The organism is Hydrogenovibrio sp. 3SP14C1, assembly GCF_029625905.1.
In the GTDB taxonomy this organism is placed as follows: domain Bacteria; phylum Pseudomonadota; class Gammaproteobacteria; order Thiomicrospirales; family Thiomicrospiraceae; genus Hydrogenovibrio.
Genome location: NZ_JARTLM010000005.1, coordinates 41,593 through 59,090 on the forward strand (window position 1 = coordinate 41,593; position 17,498 = coordinate 59,090).

Below are 17,498 nucleotides of genomic sequence, written 5' to 3' on the forward strand. Positions count from 1 at the left end.
AGGATGATAAAGGCTGCATAAGGAGTGATTATGGATCGCATTGTAAAGCTTGATAAATGGATGCCGTTACTGATATTGGTGGGTGCGCTTTTGCAGAGTGCTCCAGTATTCAGTGCCACAACAGCAGAGTCTTATGATGGGCAAGTCATTCAATTGACGGTTCATGATGCGATTGGACCTGCGACGGTTGATTATATCGAACGATCCTTGGATAAAGCTGCACAAGGTCAAGTTGAGTTGGTCGTGATTCAACTGGATACGCCTGGTGGACTCAGCTCATCCATGCGAAGCATCATTCAAAATATTGCTAATTCTCCCGTTCCTGTTGCAACTTATGTTGCGCCATCAGGTGCGCGTGCAGCCAGTGCAGGTACTTATATTTTATACGCGAGTCATATCGCGGCAATGGCGCCGGGTACAAATCTTGGCGCTGCGACGCCAGTGCAAATCGGGGGTATCTCTTTACCAAACCCGTCTGACGATTCTAAAAAAACAGCCACCGAACCTGTTTCTGAAGATGCCAGTAAACGTAAAGCAATCAATGATGCGGTGGCGTATATTCAAGGGCTCGCACAGTTACATAATCGTAATGCCGATTGGGCGGAAAAAGCGGTCAGAGAAGCGGCCAGTTTATCTGCCAATGCCGCATTAAAACTCAATGTAGTTGACTTGATAGCCAAAAATCTGCCTGATTTGTTGCAACAAGTCGATGGTAAAAAAATAACATTCAATGGATCAGATCGCATTTTAAAAACAGCCAATGCATCCATTGTTCTGTTCGCGCCCGATTGGCGAAGTGAATTTTTGAGTGTGATTACCAATCCCAATATTGCTTATATATTATTGTTGATTGGTGTGTACGGGTTGATTTTTGAATTTCTCAATCCAGGTGGCATTGTTCCCGGCACCATTGGTGCGATTGCCATTTTGCTGGCGTTATATGCTTTTCAACTTCTACCGATCAACTATGCCGGCATGGCGTTGATTCTGTTGGGGATCGGACTGATGGTGGGCGAAGCTTTCGAGCCGAGTTTCGGTATGTTAGGAATTGGAGGCATTGTCTCGTTCGTGTTTGGTTCCATTATTCTAATGGATACCGATGCGCCAGGGTTTGGTATTGACCTGTCGGTCATTATTACTTTCGCAGCTGTCAGTGCGCTTATCTTGATTGCAGTGGTGCATCTCGCACTCAAATCTTATCGTCAGCCGATTGTCAGCGGCATCCAAGAATTGGTTGGCGGGGAAGGTGTCGTGGTGGAAGATTTTGTTGATAAAGGACATGTCATGATTCACGGCGAACATTGGCAAGCCGTCAGTCAGATACCAATGAAAAAGAACCAAACGGTTAAAGTCACCGGGCTTAAAAACCTGACATTAACCGTGAAACCGATCGATTCGACAAAAAAGGAGACGTTAAGATGACAGGCTATAGTTTGTATATTGTGCTCGCGGTGGTGGTGCTGTTTTTTATCAGTGCCATTCGGATTTTACGAGAGTATGAAAGAGGCGTTATTTTCATGCTGGGACGTTTCTGGAAAGTCAAAGGTCCGGGGTTTATTTTGGTGATTCCTATTATCCAGCAAATGGAAAAGGTCGATTTACGTACCATTGTGATGGATGTGCCTAGTCAGGATGTCATTTCACGTGATAATGTGTCAGTACATGTTAATGCCGTGGTTTATTTTCGTGTCATAGAACCGGATAAAGCCATTATCCAAGTTGAGCATTTTAATGATGCTATCAGTCAGTTGGCACAAACGACGTTACGCTCGGTTCTAGGTCAACATGAATTGGATGAAATGCTGTCGGAGCGCGATCGACTGAATGCCGATATTCAAACGGTGCTTGATCAGCAAACCGATGCTTGGGGTGTTAAAGTCAGTAATGTGGAAATCAAACACGTCGACATCGATGAAAGTATGATTCGAGCCATTGCGAAACAAGCAGAAGCGGAACGAACAAGACGTGCCAAAGTGATTCATGCGGAAGGGGAAATGCAAGCGTCTCAAAAATTACTTGAAGCCGCTCAAATTTTGTCGAAGCAACCACAAGCGCTACAGTTGCGTTATTTGCAAACCTTGACTGAAATTGCGAATGATCGTTCAAACACCATTGTCTTTCCGTTGCCAATGGAGTTGATTGATTCGTTGTTTAACAAAACCAAATAATACCCAGGCCTGGGTACTATTGAATGAAGGCGCTCAGTAACTGAACTGGTTAGCGGGTGAGTTTATGCACTCGGAAATTGCGGCCTTTCAGTTTGCCTGCGCCCAATTGTTTAAGCGCTTGTTTGAACATTAAACGGGTGACGGCCACATAAGATTTTTTGTCGGTAATTTTGATTTTCCCAACTTGTCCGGCATTTAAAACATCATTGGCTGTTAAAGCCCCTAAAATATCACCAGGACGCAGCTTGTTTTTCTTGCCGCCATCAATCAGTAACGTCACCATCTTTGCTTGCAAAGGCGGTTGATTGAGTAATCTGGTATCCGGTAAAGGTTCAGGCTGAATGTCTTGATTCAGGTATTCAGATAAAATGGCGACCTTATAACTTTCTTTATCACTGATAAAACTGCACGCCATGCCTTGGCTACCTGCACGACCCGTTCGGCCGATGCGATGGACATGCACTTCTGGGTCATGCGCCAAATGAAAGTTCACCACGGCATCAAGTGATTCAATGTCCAAGCCTCGAGCAGCGACATCGGTCGCCACTAAAATGGAAATACTTTTGTTCGCAAACTGGATTAAGGTTTGATCTCGATCACGTTGTTCCAAATCACCATGCAATGCCAGCGCACTGAATCCCAAATCACGTAAGGTATCGGCCACCATTTGAACTTCTTTTTTGGTGTTACAAAATACTACGCTGGATTCCGGTTTGGCTTGCAACAGGACTAAGCGTAGGGCTTGCAAGCGTTGTTCGGTACTCTCAACGTTATAAAAATGTTGAGAAATGGTGCTGTCATCATGTCTGGAGTCCACTTCCACTCGAACAGGGGCGTGCATTATTTGTTGGCTGATTTTTTCAATTTGTTTTGGAAAAGTTGCGCTGAATAATAAGGTTTGGCGTTGGTCGGGTAACTGCTCGTTAATCGCATCCAACGCAGGTTGGAATCCCATTTCCAACATTCTGTCCGCTTCGTCTAACACCAATGTATGCACTTCATTTAAGGTTAAACGTGCTTTTTTGAGGTGATCTAGAATTCGTCCCGGTGTCCCGACAACAATATGTGCGCCTTGCTGTAATGAGCTGATTTGTGGTCCCATCGGCATACCGCCACACAAGGTTAATACTTTTATGTTTTGTAGCTGACGGGCCAAACGACGGATTTCAGTCGCCACTTGATCAGCTAATTCACGTGTTGGACAGAGCACCAATGCCTGTACATTAAAATTTTTCACATCTAATTTCTGGAGCACGCCCAAACCAAACGCAGCGGTTTTTCCTGAGCCTGTTTTCCCTTGGGCGATGACGTCTTGTCCATCCAAAATAGGCGGTAAGCTTTGCGCTTGAATGTCGGTTAAAAAATGATAATCCAAGGTTTTCAGGTTACTTAAAAGATCAGGATGAAGATCAAGTGTTGAAAAAGCCAAAGCATTTGAAGTGGATGTGGTACTCAAGAGACGTGTTCCTTAGGGTAAAAAATCGAAAATAACCAGAGATGGATAAGTGTCGGTATTATAAAGCTTTTGATCAAACAAAAGACATTAAAAACAAGAAGTTTTAACGCTTTTGAATGACGGCTTGCCAGCTACTTTTTATGTCCGATTAAGGGGTTCGGGATGTTACCGTATGACTGATTTGATCCAATACGTTTGATATTTTTGCGATTGCAGGACAATTTTCTGCTTGGTGACGTTTACTAATATAATCGGGGGCGTTATAACTCAACCAAACCTGTGAGTTTTTATCTTTCCAGACCAATGCTTTTAAGGGCGTATCAATGCCAATTGTTTGTGAACAGCGCATAAAAGGCGTCCCGCCTTTCGGATTGCCAAAGATCAATACCGATGTTGGTCGTAACGTTTGTCCGACAGATTTGGCACCGGCTGTATGATTCACTTTGACAAAGATTTTTAACCCTTTTGCTTGGACCGCCTCTTCAAGTTTTTGCATGGTTTGTCCGGCAGAGTAAGGACTTTTAATCGAGATTAAACCATCGGCAGCCAATGCTGAAGAAGAGAGAGTCAATAACATCGGCAGCAAAATCAGACGTAAACGCATCATACGGTTAATCCTCTTGAATGTCAGTGATGAAAAAAACATATTTGTGCAAATCAGACTATGCCTCTTTAAACCGATTGTCAAATAACCATAATATTTTTTACCATAGTAACTAATTGATTTTAATATCAAATAATTTCTAGATTACCACTAATGGTCTAAGTTCGATAAGCCGAAATTGGTACGCTTAGCTGGTTTCTTCGCCTTTTTTCCGCAACGATCTCGACCAAAATGGAACTCATTTTTGGCAAAGTGCTCCATCTAGCGTAAAATGCGCTTTCTATTTAAAACCTGAGTGTCTTTTGCCTGCTTCCATGTCTGAATTGATCGATTTTTGTGATAAAACCGCTGTATTAAAAGCCGTTGACCAAGCGTTGGTGAAGGATCGGTTTTTTCTGTCTAAACAATTGCAACGGTTTAATGTGCATGCAAAAACCTCTGAGGCCGATTTTGAAGCGCTCAAAAACGACCAGGCCTGGCTAAAATTTTGTGAACGACTAACCACATCTGTCTCAACGGCACAAAAAAATCAGCAAGCAGTTCCCAAAATTACTTACGACAATTTGCCCGTCGCAGAGCGTCGTGACGAGATACGGACATTGATTCAGCAACATCAAGTGGTGGTGATTGCCGGGGAAACTGGATCAGGAAAAACTACTCAGATTCCGAAGATTTGTTTAGAAGCTGGGCGGGGTGTGTTTGGTCGTATTGGCTGTACACAACCTAGAAGACTGGCGGCGCGCAGTGTGGCAGAGCGTATTGCGGAAGAACTGGGTTCAAGTCTCGGGCAGCTGGTCGGGTATCAGGTTCGATTTCATGACCAAGTACACCAACAAAGTTTATTGAAAGTCATGACCGATGGTATTTTGCTGGCCGAAATTCAGAATGATCCTTATCTAAACCAGTACGACACCATTATTATTGACGAAGCACATGAGCGTTCCATCAATATCGATTTTTTGTTAGGTATTCTGAAAAAACTGTTGCCAAAACGTCCCGACTTAAAGCTGATTATCACCTCGGCAACGATTGATACCGAGCGCTTTGCTAAATTTTTTGAAGGCGCACCGATTATCGAAGTGAGTGGTCGAACTTACCCAGTGGAAGTGCGTTATAACCCTTTGATAAAAGTGGAAGACGACGAGGGCAATGAGTTTGAGCAAGATATTCCAACGGCGATTTTACATGCTTTAGAAGAGTTGTCAGAGGTTGACCCTTTTGGCGATGTGCTGGTCTTTCAGGTGGGAGAGCGAGACATTAAAGAAACTGCTGAAGTCTTACGTAAACAGAATTTAAAAAACACTGAGGTTGTACCGCTTTATGCCCGTTTGAGTATGGCAGAGCAGAATAAAGTTTTCCAAACGTCACAGAAACGCCGCGTCATTTTATCGACCAACGTGGCAGAAACCTCCTTGACGGTGCCAGGTATTAAGTTTGTGATTGACCCAGGCCTGGTCAGAATCAGTCGTTATTCCGTGCGTTCCAAAGTACAACGGTTACCGATTGAAAAAATCTCACAAGCTTCTGCTAATCAGCGTGCGGGGCGTTGTGGTCGAGTTAGCTCAGGTGTGTGTATTCGACTTTATGATGAGGATGATTTCAAGAGCCGTCCGGAATTTACACCTCCGGAAATTCACCGAACTTCGCTGGCCACCGTTATTTTGCAGATGACGCAAATGAAACTAGGCTCGGTGAAGCATTTTCCGTTTATCGAACCGCCGGAAGATAAAGTGATCAATGACGGCTTTCGTCAATTGCATGAAATAGGCGCGTTGGATGAAAAGCGTCGCTTGACCGAAAGCGGCCGCCAGCTGGCAAAACTGCCGCTCGACCCAAGAATGGCAAAAATGGTGTTGGAGGGGCAGAAAAATGGTGTGCTGGCCGAAGTGTTGATTATTGCCGCCGCCATTAGTATCCAAGACCCGCGGGATATGAATGAGTCAAACCGTCAGGCAGCGAATCAAGCACATAAAGTCTTTGAAGACCCGCGCTCGGATTTTTTATTCTTTTTAAACTTATGGCGTTTTTATGAAGATAAACGACGTCATCTGAGTCAAAACAAATTGCGCAAACTGTGCAAAACCAATTTTCTGTCTTATATGCGAATGAAAGAATGGCACGACTTATTTTTTCAGTTGGAAATGAGCTTGAAACGCATTGGCACTAAAGTCGGTGAGTTACATTTGTATGAAGAAGTTACGCAGGGCAAAACCGTCACGGAGCGGTTGTCTGATACCCATTCAATGGCAGTGCATCGTTCGTTGATGGCGGGGTTGTTGGGCAATATTGCCATGCGAGATGATGAGAACACCTATCTGGGCGCGCGGAATACCAAGCTATTCATTCACCCGAGTTCCGTGATGTTTAGACGTAAACCCAAATGGATGTTGTCGGGCGAGTTGGTGGAAACCAGTAAGTTGTATGCTCGCAATAATGCCATCATTGATGTGAACTGGGTGGAGGGAATCGCTCCGCATTTGATTAAGCACAGTTATACCGATCCGCATTGGCAGAAAAAAGCGGGACAAGTTGGGGCGTTTGAGTCGGTGACGCTTTATGGGTTGCCGATTGTGAACCGCCGTCGTTGTAATTACGGTCCGATCAACCCGAAAGAATCGCATAAAATTTTCCTGCGCCATGGTTTGGTAGAAGGGGAGTTGAACTCAAACGTCGCGTTCTTTGTGCACAATCAAAAAATGATTGCCGAGATCCACCATATTGAATCGAAATTGCGCCGTCCGGATTTTTTGGTAGAAGAAGACGTGTTGTACGATTTTTATGCGGAACATATTCCAGAGCATATTTATAGCCTACCCGCGTTTGAAAAATGGGTACGCAAAACTGAAAAAAACGATCCGGACGCATTAAAAGCGTTGTATCTGACTCAAGATTTTTTGTTGAAGCAATCGTTTGACAGTCGTTTGAACGTGGAGTATCCGGACCAAGTACAGATTAAAAATCAGCTGGATCTCGATGTGGATTACCATTTTGAGCCAGGAAAAGCGCAAGATGGCATGGTGGTAAAAGTGCCGTTGTCAGCATTAAACCTGGTGCAATCTGAAGATTTTGAATGGTTGACACCGGGCTTGCTGAAAGAGAAAACGGTTTTTTATATTAAGGCGTTACCGAAACAACTTCGTAAACAGTTTATCCCTGCGCCGAATACAGCGGCATTGGTATTGGAAGAAATGGCTCCCAGTAAAAAGCTGGATGGGCGTAAAGCCGATTATGTGACTCAGTTGGTGTGGGCATTGAACCGACGTGCTCAGCAAAAGGTGGCAACCAGTGATTTTGAAAAAGTTGATTTGCCGGAATATTTAGAACCTTACTTTATCTTGCAAGATGATAAAGGCAAGAAAATTGCCGAGAAAGCCGATTTGGAAGCATTAAAATCGGAATATCAGCATTTAGTGGATGCTCGTATTCAGAAACACCAATCAAAGAAAGCACCGGAAAACCGTGTTGTTGATGCATGGGATTTTGGTGATCTGGCTATTTCTCAAACCATTCGGTCGCAAGGTGTGGAAATAATCGCGTATCCAGCATTGCAAGTCTCGGGTGAAACCATTGAGCTGGCGTTGCTGGGGGATGACGAAATGGCGCAAACACATCATGCTGAAGCGGTATTGGCGTTAGTGAAAAAAGAATTGGCTGAGAAAGAAAAGTATTTACAGAAAAAACTGCCTATCCAAAAGGCTTGCTTGTGCTATGCCCCTTACGGCACTTGTCAGGAATTGACGCAACAAGTGATTGATCGAGCTTTGTCACAATTGATTCCGCATCCAGAAAAGGTTCGACGACAAGTTGAGTTTGAAACGATTTTAGAAACCGCGCGTTCGAACTGGATCGAACAGGCTCAGCAAGTCGCTTCACAGGTCAATGCTATTTTGACCGCACACCAGAAAATTGCCAAGCAAGTAAAAGGGCGTGTTAACCCACGTTGGTTGGCTTCCGTGGCAGATATTCGTTCGCAGCTGGATCAACTAATCAGTAAAGACTTTGTGCGTGTCACGCCTGAAGAATGGTTTAAGCAGTTACCCCGATATTTGCAAGGATTGGAAAAGCGCTTAGCTAAAATTGATGTGGATCCAAGTAAGGATCAGAAGGCGATTCGAGAGATTCAACCCATTCTAGATAGCTATGAAGCGTTGTCAAAAGAGCCTGCTTATCAAAACCACCCAGGCCTGGTCGAAATTCGCTGGTTGATTGAAGAGCTCCGTCTATCCTTGTTCGCACAGCCAATGAAAACCTTAAAGCCCGTCTCGATTCAACGTTTGGAAAAAAAGCTGAAAGCACTTTAATATCATTTTAAGAAAGTCTTATATATGTTGTCATTGTTGAGGCAAAGTGTTGAGTAAAGATTTCTGTCATAACGCAATGTTTGTCAGTTTCCAGATGTTTCTGATATACTCAAACCTAAGTAAAACTATTTATTAAGTATTAGTTTGCTTACTTTTTTGCATAATCAACAAGGAGTCGTTATGCGTTTAAACCAATCTAAGTTAGTGTCTTTATTTATGTTGTTTTCTTTTGCGTTTGGAACTTTGTCTTTGACAGGGTGTTCTGACAGTGCAGAAGATAATATGAAAGAAACGTATCAAGAAGCTAAAGAAGATATGGGTGAAGCAGCTGAAGATACCCAAGAAGCCGTTGAAGACGCTGGTGAAGATGCTGAAGATAAAATGGAAAATTAATTTATCTTTTTGAAAGGTATAGCGATCTTTATTTAGATCGGTTCGTGTTAGCATTTGCTGAACTCAATGTTGAGATTTAGCATAAATTAAAAGGAGTATTTATGCGTTTAAATCGATGGAAGTCTACCCCTTTGGCATTAAGCCTTACGGTTATGATGGGGGGTGCTTTTTTAACGGCTTGCAGTGAAGATTCACAACAAAAAACTGCTGAAGCGATTGAGGATGTTAAGCAATCAACCAGCGAAGCCTATGAAGAAGCGAAGCAGACGACACAAGATGCAATAGACGGCACGAAAGAGGCCGTCTCTGATTCGGTAGACTCTGTGAAAGAAGCGACTGATACGGCAGGTGAAGAGATCTCTGATACTGCTGAATCTGTCAGTGAAACTACACAAGAAGCCATCAATGAAGCCTCTGAAGAAGTGAGCGAAACGGTGGCGGCTACTAGCGTTTCTGGGCAAGAAGTCTATTCAACTTGTGTCGGTTGCCATGGCGCAAACGGTGAAGGGGGTGTCGGTCCGAAGCTTTCTGGTCAAGCAGAAGATGCGTTGGTTGAAAAACTAAAAACTTATCGATCTGGTAAAGAAATTGGCCCAATGAGTGCCATGATGATTCCGAACGCTCAACAAATGTCGGATGATGAGATTGATGCCGTTGCAAGCTATATTACGACTTTATAAGTTCTTATCGTTCTTAATTGTCGGTCTTTTAATCAAAAACCCAGTTCGTTTGAATTGGGTTTTTTTATGTCTGCATTTCAGGTAGGCGTCCTTGTAGTCCGCCGGAGTGGTACAGAATGACCTTGGCGCCAGGTGGAATTTTGTCAGCAGCCAGCTCTTCCAAGAAGCCATAAATCATTTTATTGGTATAAACAGGGTCTAAAGGGATTTCAAAGAGGTCTTCAAACCATATGCGCGCGGTATGAATGTCTGTATTTTCTTTGCCATAACCTTGCCCACAATAGTCCTGTAACAATTGCCACTGGGTGACGCCTTTTTGGTTGTGATGAATGCCACAAAGTTGCTCTATTGTCGGGATTAAATAGCTCGCTTGCTTTAGTGTTGCAACCCCTAAAAGATGACGAGGCTGATCGGTGAAAGATGCGCTAAATTTGACCAGTCCCGCTAAAGTCCCTCCGGTACCGACTGCGCAGTAAAGGTGGGTCCAGTCTGGGCATTGCATTGCCAGTTGTTGCGACAACTCTTCAAACCCTTGTAAGGCCAACTCATTCGTGCCACCTTCCGGTAAAATGTAACTGTCAGGAAATTGCTGTTGCAGTTGTTGTAAAAAATGAGCGCGTGTTTTTTGGCGGTAATCCATTCGGTTTAAAAAATGTAGCTGCATTCCGTTATTATGCGCTTCTTTTAAAGTTGGGCTCCACTTGTCAGGTTGGTTTTCCAGCTCATCCCCTCGAATGAACCCAATGGTTTTAAAGCCAAACGATTTTCCAGCAGCGGCAGTGGCAGCGATATGATTGGAGTAAGCTCCCCCAAAGGTCAGTAAGCTTTCCTTACCTTGTTGTTTTGCTGCCGCTAGGTTGTATTTTAGTTTGTGAAGCTTGTTCCCTTGGATAGTCGGGTGATTTAAGTCGTCTCTTTTCATCCATACTTGAATTTCTTTTTCGTCGAACAAATCGTGGTTTAAAGGTGTTAGTGAGGTGAACTCTTGTAATGTGTTGAGAGGTTCCATCTGTAAAAAACCTTTTTTTGAGGGAGATTAAGCAGGTAATTACTTACGCGTATCAGAACTTTTGGTAGAATATGGTTCAATTTTAACCCAAATAGGAACTAAGTAAATGGAACAATTAACCACCAGTTTGGATGTGATGTTTATTTTGTTGGGTGCCATTTTGGTACTCTTTATGCACGCAGGCTTTGCTTTTTTAGAGGTCGGAACGGTTCAACATAAAAATCAGGTCAATGCGCTGGTTAAGATAATGACGGATTTGGGCGTGTCGACCATTGCTTATTTCTTTATTGGGTATGGTGTGGCTTATGGGGTTTTCCTTGGCTTCAACCTAGATGGGCAATTAACACAATCCATGACTGATAAATCGGGTTATGAACTGGTTAAGTTCTTTTTCTTAATGACCTTTGCGGCGGCTATTCCTGCCATTGTTTCAGGGGGGATTGCGGAAAGAGCCCGTTTTTATCCTATTTTATTGGCAACTTTCTTGACCGTCGCTTTTATTTATCCGTTTTTTGAAGGGATGGCCTGGAATGGTAACTTTGGCATGCAAAGCTGGCTAGAAGCTTCTTATGGCGCGCCTTTTCACGATTTTGCAGGGTCAATTGTTGTGCATGCCGTCGGTGGTTGGATTGCACTAGCAGCCATTATTGTGCTGGGTTCTCGAACAGGGCGTTATGATAGTAAAGGTAATATGCGTCATGTTTATCCACCTTCCAGCATTCCTTTCTTGGCATTAGGGGCATGGATTTTATCAGTCGGTTGGTTTGGCTTTAATGTGATGTCTGCTCAAGCGATTGAAGGGATTCAAGGCCTAGTGGCGATGAACTCATTAATGGCGATGGTGGGTGGTATTTTAGCAGCCACATTTGTCGGTGATAAAGATCCCGGGTTCATCCATAACGGTCCTTTAGCTGGTTTGGTTGCAATTTGTGCTGGGTCGGATGTCGTGAGTCCTTTAGGGGCTTTGGTCATTGGTTTAGTTGCGGGAGCTTTGTTTGTAAAAGCGTTCACCTGGACACAGAAGAGTTTAAAAATTGATGATGTGCTAGGGGTTTGGCCACTTCATGGTTTATGTGGTGTTTGGGGGGCAATTGCCGTCGGAATTTTTGGAAGCACCGCATTAGGTGGTCTAGGCGGCGTTTCCATGATGTCTCAAATCCTGGGAACATTAGCAGGTATCACTGTGGCACTGATTAGTGGTTTCGTGGTGTATATTTTGGTCAACAAGTTAATGGGGCTGCGTATGTCAGATGAAGATCAATATGAAGGGGCTGACTTGTCTATTCATAAAATTCATGCAAATCCTCCACGAGAAGAGTTTTAAGTTCCCATAATTTTTCTTACTTAATTAAACCCGCTGAACAAGCGGGTTTTTTGTTATAGTTTCTTTTTTGTTTTTTAAGATCTTCATTTCTATGCGTAAATTATCTGCCGACCAATTGTATCGATTCACTCAAATAGACCCACGGGATTTTCAAGCGAAAGCTTCGGATACCAAAGAGTTTATGAAACGGTTTCATCCCAGAGCGTATCAATCGCTTAATTTTGGTTTACATTTAAGACGTAATCAAAATCATATATTCATTATGGGGGAGCCGGGTGTCGGTCGTATCGGCATGACGAAGTCGATGCTGAGAGAAGCAGCCAAACGTAAAGACATTCCACAGGATGTGGTTTTAGTTTCTGATTTTAGTGAAGCGAATAAAACTCAGTATCTGTATTTTAAAGCTGGGCATGGCTTAGGGTTTAAGCATGCGATTGAAGAATTAATTACGCAGTTAAAAACACAGCTTCCAGTGGTGTTTGATGGACATGCATATCAGCTAAAAAATCAGCAACTTGAAAATGAGTTAGCACAAAAACAAGAAAGCGCTTTGGAGCCGGCCTTGGATTTGGCGGAATCGTTAAGCATTGAAGTTCAGCAAAACGAAAACAACTTTGTTTTGTTTGCGGTTGTTGAAGGCGAACGACTGCGTATGGCGGATTTGAAAAAACTGGACGACCCGTTGCAGAAACATTTTATAGATGCGCTGGACCAAGTTGAAGAAGCGTTAAACAAAGGATTGACTCACTTTCCATATTTGCAGCATGAGTATATGGATGCAGGAAAGAAGTTGAATACCGATGTTACAAATGAACATTTAGAACCATTAGTGGACGCGTTGAAAATGGAGTTTGGCGAAAACTATGGTGTTAAGGCGTATTTGGATGCCTTGCAAAATGCGATTGTCTCTAAGTTGCATTTATTTTGGGATCAGTCTGCCGAGCAAGTGACGAGCAACGCGCAAACTTCCATGGAAGAGTTGTTGGCGGAACAATCTGGCATGTCGGTGTTTGAAGTGAACTTATTGGTAGATCACACCGGATTAAAACATGCTCCGGTGATTTATGAGCAGAATGCCACCATGCCGAAATTATTCGGTTATACGATCAATTCCGCGAGTGCCAATGCCACGGATACCTTAACGTTAGCGATGAACCATCAGGCGGGTTTGTTGCAAAAAGCGAATGGTGGGTTTTTGATGTTGAGCATTCAATCAGTTTTAAAAGACCCAGAAATCTGGTCGAACTTAAAAGCGGCATTAATGAGTAAGCGTCTGACGTTTGAGATTCCTTCTTCCAGCAGTGTTGTGCCTTATCACTTGCCAGACTATCCGTTAGAAGTGACTTTGGTGTTGATCGGGCAGGCAGAGCACTTTTATGCCTTGCAGGAAATCGATGCTCAGTTCAATCGTTTATTCAAAGTACAAGTTGAATTCGAAGTCGAACTTGAACGAACGGCTGAGCATGAACTGGTGCTGGCACAGCAATTATTCAGTGAAGTAGAAGCCTGGGAAGATTTACCGGTGATGCCTTCAGCCTTAGAGCGTTTGATTGAGTATGCGTCACGCTTGGTTGAGTCACAAGGACGCTTGTATACCAATAAAGCAATCTTGCGGGATGTGTTGGCGGAAGCGAATGCTTTTGCTCGTGCACATGATGAGCAAGAAGTCACTCGTGAGACGATTGAGTCGACTATTCAGCAACGAGATTTCCATACCGGCCTGATGGAAGATTATTATCATCGAGCGATTATTGAAGAGCAGGTTTTGATTAAAGTCAGTGGTCACCACATTGGCATGGTGAATGGCTTGACGGTGCTGACGATGGGGCGCCAATCATTTGGTCAACCGGTTCGAATTACGGCGCAAGCCTCTGCCGGGGATGAAGGCGTGGTGGATATTGAGCGTGAAGTTGAAATGGCTGGTCCAATACATTCTAAAGGTATGTTAATTTTATCCGGCTATTTGCGTGGTCGTTACATGAAACTTAAATCATTAGGGTTTAGTGCTTCGGTGGTCATGGAGCAAACCTATGATGGGATTGAAGGGGACAGTGCGTCTTCAGCGGAGCTGATTGCGTTAATTTCCTCCATTGCTCAAATTCCCTTGCGTCAGGATACGGCGATTACCGGGTCGGTAAACCAGTTTGGAGAAATTCAACCAATCGGGGGCGTGAATGAGAAAGTTGAGGGCTTTTTTAAAGTGTGTAAAGCGCGCGGTTTAACCGGTTCACAAGGGGTTATGATTCCGGAAGCCAATACCAAGCACTTAATGTTGAATGCGGAAGTAAGGCAGGCGGTTGAAGCCGGTGAATTTCATGTTTATGCCATGAGTCATATCGATGATGCGTTAGGTTTATTGTCAGATATGGCGGTCGGAGAAGAGCAGAAGGATGGGTCTTTCCCTGATGGCAGTATTAATGCCCGTGTATTAAAAGCACTAGAGAAAATGAACGAAAAGCACGATAACCACGACGATTAATGTCTTAGGTACTTTGTTTATTTTGTCGAGCTTGCATGCGTCGTTCCCAGGAACGACGCACATGCCATTTCCAGAATACATGTAATCCAAAATAACTGCTAACCGCTAACACCGTACCGACAACGGCACTGCCTAAATAAAGCGGCAACCAAAGCTCTCCTAGAGTGGTTAAAATCCAATTCCAACTCATTTGAAAATGCAATCCTGCTTCTGCCTGGGTGCCGAGAATCCATGTCCCTACAAGATAATTGAAGTAAAATATGGGAGGCATGGTAAATGGATTGCTGATCCAAACAAGGGCGACACTCAAGGGCAGATTAGCGCGTATTAAAATGGCGGTGACGGCCGATGTCACCATTTGAGAAGGGATGGGGATGGCCATCCAGAATAAACCATTGGCAAATGCTTTCGCAGTGTTATGCCGGTGAATATGCCATAAATTAGGGTTGCCAAGCCATTTTGCTAAAAAACCCAACCCGCGCATATTTTTAATTTTTTCAGGATTAGGAGAGTATTTTTTGAATATTTTCTTCGGCATATGTTTCGTTACTTTGTTCTAGGGTTTATTTGCAGTAGTTATGCCTTTTATCAGCTGACAAGTTTCCCCAGTTGGGAAGTGTTGGGTATAAGTTTTCTGCTGCTCAGCTGTCTGATCATCCTAAAGTTGATGCCGGCTCTTTATAAAAAGAGGATGCCATCTTATCAACTGCCTTTCAGTGAAATTATATTTCATATTATTATAGGATTTCTTGTCGGTTTTATCTGGGTATTTTTGCATTCTTTTTTGACAAATTCATTACCTACTCGTGCTTATTTCACTCCGATTGAAGTCGAAGGTAAAATTCTTGATTTACCCCAAACCCAATCTATGGGTGCCACACAAAGACGACCTCGAGTAAAGTTTTTGCTTGAGCTTTCTTCTTTAAAAGACACCACACATAAAAATAGCCAGGCCTGGGCGTTTTTGCCGCCAAAGATCAAGCTTAATTGGTATGGCGCAAAGTCTATTCCTAAAACCGGAGAAACCTGGCGTTTTAAAGTGAAGCTTAAACCGCGCCATGCAAGTTTAAACCCTGGTGGGTTCGATTATGAAACCTATTTATTTCAAAAAGGAATTGTTGCTCGAGGCTATGTTTTAAATCATAAAGGTTCTGCTGAGTTACTCGAAGATGGCGGTATCTGGCAGTATCGTTATCAATTGGCCCATCATTTAAAGTCATTGTTCGAAGGGAGTGATTTTCAAGGGGTTTACCAAGCATTGATTTATGGTGATAAGAGTCAGCTCTCGGGAGAGGATTGGGCGTTGTTTCAAAAAACAGGCACCATTCATTTAATGGTGATTTCAGGGTTGCATGTCGGTATTGTCGCCGCACTTGGGTTTGGATTATTTGCGCTGCTTTGGAAAGTATTGATACGATTTGCTTCCTGGCAATGGGTTGTCCAAACCCCCAAACCCATTTTTGCTTCTGTGGGAGCGATTATTTTGGCAACACTTTATATGACGATGGCGGGGTTTTCGATTCCAACTCAGCGTGCCTGGTTAATGGTGATGGTTGTATTACTGTTTTTGTTTATTCGGCGAAATTTCCAACCTTGGTCAGCGTTGGCCTTATCGGCATTTTTAATTGTTTTATTTGATCCGCGTTCCGTTCTCAGTCAAGGGTTTTGGTTATCTTTTATGGCCGTGGCACTTATTTTTGGTATTTTAAGGTTATCAAAAATTAAAGCGGCACCGAACTGGCAAAAAATGGTCGCGATTCAAGTGGCTTTGACCATTGGATTAATGCCGCTATTAGTGGCTTACTATCATCAGATTGCGGTAGCCAGTTTTCTGGCAAATTTAATTGCCGTGCCTTTTGTCAGTTTGGTGGCTTTGCCATTGTTATTCATAACGGTGTTGCTGAGTTTTGTTTCAAGCGCGCTTGCGAATGTACTGATGGATTTGAATAATGTTTTATGGCAAGTATTATGGTGGGGACTCAAGCTGTTAGAAAAACAGTTTGATTATTGGATCATCGGGCAAGTTTCCGGCTGGCAAATTCTGTTGTTGTATGGGGTTTCCATAGCTGGATTTATTTTATGGCCCAAAAAACGAGAGACTGTTTGGCAGCAGATACTTTCAAAAGCGATTTTGTTAGCCGTGTTAATCTTCAGTTTCTGGGCGATTATGCTTTTGCCAACGATGACTGATAAGGTTCCGCGTAATGAAGTCAAAGTGACGGTTTTGGATGTTGGGCAGGGCGAAGCGGTTGTCTTTGAAACAGCAAATGAAGTGGTGGTTTATGATACCGGTGCAAAATGGAGTGCTAAGTTAGATGGTGCGAAATTAGCGTTATTGCCCTATTTAAAATCACAAGGGCATACCCATATTGATTTATTGATTGTCAGCCATAGTGACATGGACCATGCCGGCGGGGTCGCAACATTGTTAAAAGAAATGCCTGTTTTAAAAATGATTTCAGGCCAACCGAAACAGTTGAATGCATTGGCACATACTCAGCAGTTTACTGCCTGCAAAAGTGGCCAGGCCTGGTCATTTTCGGGAGTGGGCTTTGAGATTCTCGCTCCCCGAAAAGATCTGCCTGACGCCAAGAAAGATAATGATACTTCTTGTGTGCTTAAAGCGGGAAATGGTAAAGGTGCGGCGCTGATTTCAGGCGATTTAACGCGTGGGTTGGAGCAACTTTTAGCAGATAAAATCGGTTCCAAATTGCAGTCTGATTTGTTGATTGCAGGCCATCATGGTAGCCGGACGTCGACTTCGCTTGCATGGCTTGAGGCTGTCAAACCGATGGAAGTGGTTTTTTCCAGTGGATTTGCCAATCGTTATCATTTTCCAGCTAAGACCGTTATTAAACGTCTTGAAAAACAACAAATTCTTTGGCGAAATACCGCCTGTCGAGGCGCAATTCAGTATAAAATAACACAGTCTGCTCAAGTGCCATTGGCATTTTTAGGGACTTATCGTGACTTACATTCAACGTGGTACAGAACCCAGTGCGAAACCTTTGATGATTTAAGGTCTAAAGCCGGACGGTAAGCCGATAAAAAGAGTGACAGTCATTAATGATATTAAACCAACCT

12 protein-coding genes are annotated in these 17,498 nt (G+C 43.4%); 8 read left to right on the plus strand and 4 right to left on the minus strand.

Features of this window, described 5'->3' with window-relative positions:
- The first annotated feature begins 30 nt into the window (after nucleotides 1-30).
- Complete coding sequence (locus P8629_RS05230) at nucleotides 31-1,422, plus strand: NfeD family protein (RefSeq protein WP_278165069.1); 1,392 nt, start codon at nucleotides 31-33, stop codon at nucleotides 1,420-1,422.
- Complete coding sequence (locus tag P8629_RS05235) at nucleotides 1,419-2,168, plus strand: slipin family protein (protein WP_278165070.1); 750 nt, start codon at nucleotides 1,419-1,421, stop codon at nucleotides 2,166-2,168. Before P8629_RS05230 ends, P8629_RS05235 begins: the two co-directional genes overlap by 4 nt.
- Before the next feature lie 49 nt (nucleotides 2,169-2,217).
- Here the strand turns inward: P8629_RS05235 and dbpA are convergent, their stop codons facing one another.
- Both dbpA and P8629_RS05245 read right to left on the minus strand, forming a co-directional pair.
- Nucleotides 2,218-3,624: an ATP-dependent RNA helicase DbpA gene (gene dbpA, locus P8629_RS05240; RefSeq protein ID WP_278165071.1), complete on the minus strand. Its 1,407-nt coding sequence runs from the start codon at nucleotides 3,622-3,624 to the stop codon at nucleotides 2,218-2,220.
- A 148-nt stretch (nucleotides 3,625-3,772) separates the two neighbouring features.
- A complete protein-coding gene (locus P8629_RS05245; RefSeq protein ID WP_278165072.1) occupies nucleotides 3,773-4,231 on the minus strand; it encodes a DUF302 domain-containing protein in 459 nt (152 codons plus the stop codon).
- Nucleotides 4,232-4,542: 311 nt separating this feature from the next.
- On the opposite strand from P8629_RS05245, the gene hrpA reads away from it, so the two are divergent.
- The 3 genes from hrpA to P8629_RS05260 all read left to right on the plus strand — a co-directional run bounded on the left by hrpA (nucleotide 4,543) and on the right by P8629_RS05260 (nucleotide 9,602).
- Nucleotides 4,543-8,529 carry an ATP-dependent RNA helicase HrpA gene (gene hrpA, locus P8629_RS05250; RefSeq protein ID WP_278165073.1) on the plus strand — a complete coding sequence of 1,329 codons (3,987 nt, stop codon included), beginning with the start codon at nucleotides 4,543-4,545 and terminating at the stop codon, nucleotides 8,527-8,529.
- Between the two features lie 180 nt (nucleotides 8,530-8,709).
- Nucleotides 8,710-8,922: a hypothetical protein gene (locus P8629_RS05255; protein WP_278165074.1), complete on the plus strand. Its 213-nt coding sequence runs from the start codon at nucleotides 8,710-8,712 to the stop codon at nucleotides 8,920-8,922.
- 101 nt (nucleotides 8,923-9,023) lie between these two features.
- Nucleotides 9,024-9,602, plus strand: coding sequence for a c-type cytochrome (locus tag P8629_RS05260; protein ID WP_278165075.1), 579 nt, complete (start codon nucleotides 9,024-9,026; stop codon nucleotides 9,600-9,602).
- 64 nt (nucleotides 9,603-9,666) lie between these two features.
- On the opposite strand, the gene P8629_RS05265 is transcribed toward P8629_RS05260, so the two are convergent.
- Nucleotides 9,667-10,611 (minus strand): 1-aminocyclopropane-1-carboxylate deaminase/D-cysteine desulfhydrase, encoded by a 945-nt coding sequence (locus P8629_RS05265; protein ID WP_278165076.1) that lies wholly within the window; start codon nucleotides 10,609-10,611, stop codon nucleotides 9,667-9,669.
- 106 nt (nucleotides 10,612-10,717) lie between these two features.
- On the opposite strand from P8629_RS05265, the gene P8629_RS05270 reads away from it, so the two are divergent.
- Together P8629_RS05270 and P8629_RS05275 are read left to right on the plus strand one after the other, a co-directional pair.
- Nucleotides 10,718-11,935: an ammonium transporter gene (locus P8629_RS05270; protein ID WP_278165077.1), complete on the plus strand. Its 1,218-nt coding sequence runs from the start codon at nucleotides 10,718-10,720 to the stop codon at nucleotides 11,933-11,935.
- 91 nt (nucleotides 11,936-12,026) lie between these two features.
- On the plus strand, nucleotides 12,027-14,414 hold the full coding sequence (locus P8629_RS05275; RefSeq protein ID WP_278165078.1) for a Lon protease family protein: 2,388 nt from the start codon (nucleotides 12,027-12,029) through the stop codon (nucleotides 14,412-14,414).
- A 4-nt stretch (nucleotides 14,415-14,418) separates the two neighbouring features.
- Here the strand turns inward: P8629_RS05275 and P8629_RS05280 are convergent, their stop codons facing one another.
- Nucleotides 14,419-14,952, minus strand: a complete 534-nt coding sequence (locus tag P8629_RS05280) for a DUF2062 domain-containing protein (protein ID WP_278165079.1) — start codon at nucleotides 14,950-14,952, stop codon at nucleotides 14,419-14,421.
- Here P8629_RS05280 and P8629_RS05285 point away from each other — a divergent pair, their 5' ends adjacent.
- Nucleotides 14,953-17,454 (plus strand): DNA internalization-related competence protein ComEC/Rec2, encoded by a 2,502-nt coding sequence (locus tag P8629_RS05285; protein ID WP_278165080.1) that lies wholly within the window; start codon nucleotides 14,953-14,955, stop codon nucleotides 17,452-17,454.
- Nucleotides 17,455-17,498: the final 44 nt, after the last annotated feature.

Coding starts and splice junctions, on each gene's coding strand:
- P8629_RS05230 (WP_278165069.1), top strand. CDS start 31: ATGGATCGCATTGTAAAGCTTGATAAATGGATGCCGTTACTGATATTG.
- P8629_RS05235 (WP_278165070.1), top strand. CDS start 1,419: ATGACAGGCTATAGTTTGTATATTGTGCTCGCGGTGGTGGTGCTGTTT.
- P8629_RS05245 (WP_278165072.1), bottom strand. CDS start 4,231: ATGATGCGTTTACGTCTGATTTTGCTGCCGATGTTATTGACTCTCTCT.
- hrpA (WP_278165073.1), top strand. CDS start 4,543: ATGTCTGAATTGATCGATTTTTGTGATAAAACCGCTGTATTAAAAGCC.
- P8629_RS05255 (WP_278165074.1), top strand. CDS start 8,710: ATGCGTTTAAACCAATCTAAGTTAGTGTCTTTATTTATGTTGTTTTCT.
- P8629_RS05260 (WP_278165075.1), top strand. CDS start 9,024: ATGCGTTTAAATCGATGGAAGTCTACCCCTTTGGCATTAAGCCTTACG.
- P8629_RS05265 (WP_278165076.1), bottom strand. CDS start 10,611: ATGGAACCTCTCAACACATTACAAGAGTTCACCTCACTAACACCTTTA.
- P8629_RS05270 (WP_278165077.1), top strand. CDS start 10,718: ATGGAACAATTAACCACCAGTTTGGATGTGATGTTTATTTTGTTGGGT.
- P8629_RS05275 (WP_278165078.1), top strand. CDS start 12,027: ATGCGTAAATTATCTGCCGACCAATTGTATCGATTCACTCAAATAGAC.
- P8629_RS05280 (WP_278165079.1), bottom strand. CDS start 14,952: ATGCCGAAGAAAATATTCAAAAAATACTCTCCTAATCCTGAAAAAATT.
- P8629_RS05285 (WP_278165080.1), top strand. CDS start 14,953: ATGTTTCGTTACTTTGTTCTAGGGTTTATTTGCAGTAGTTATGCCTTT.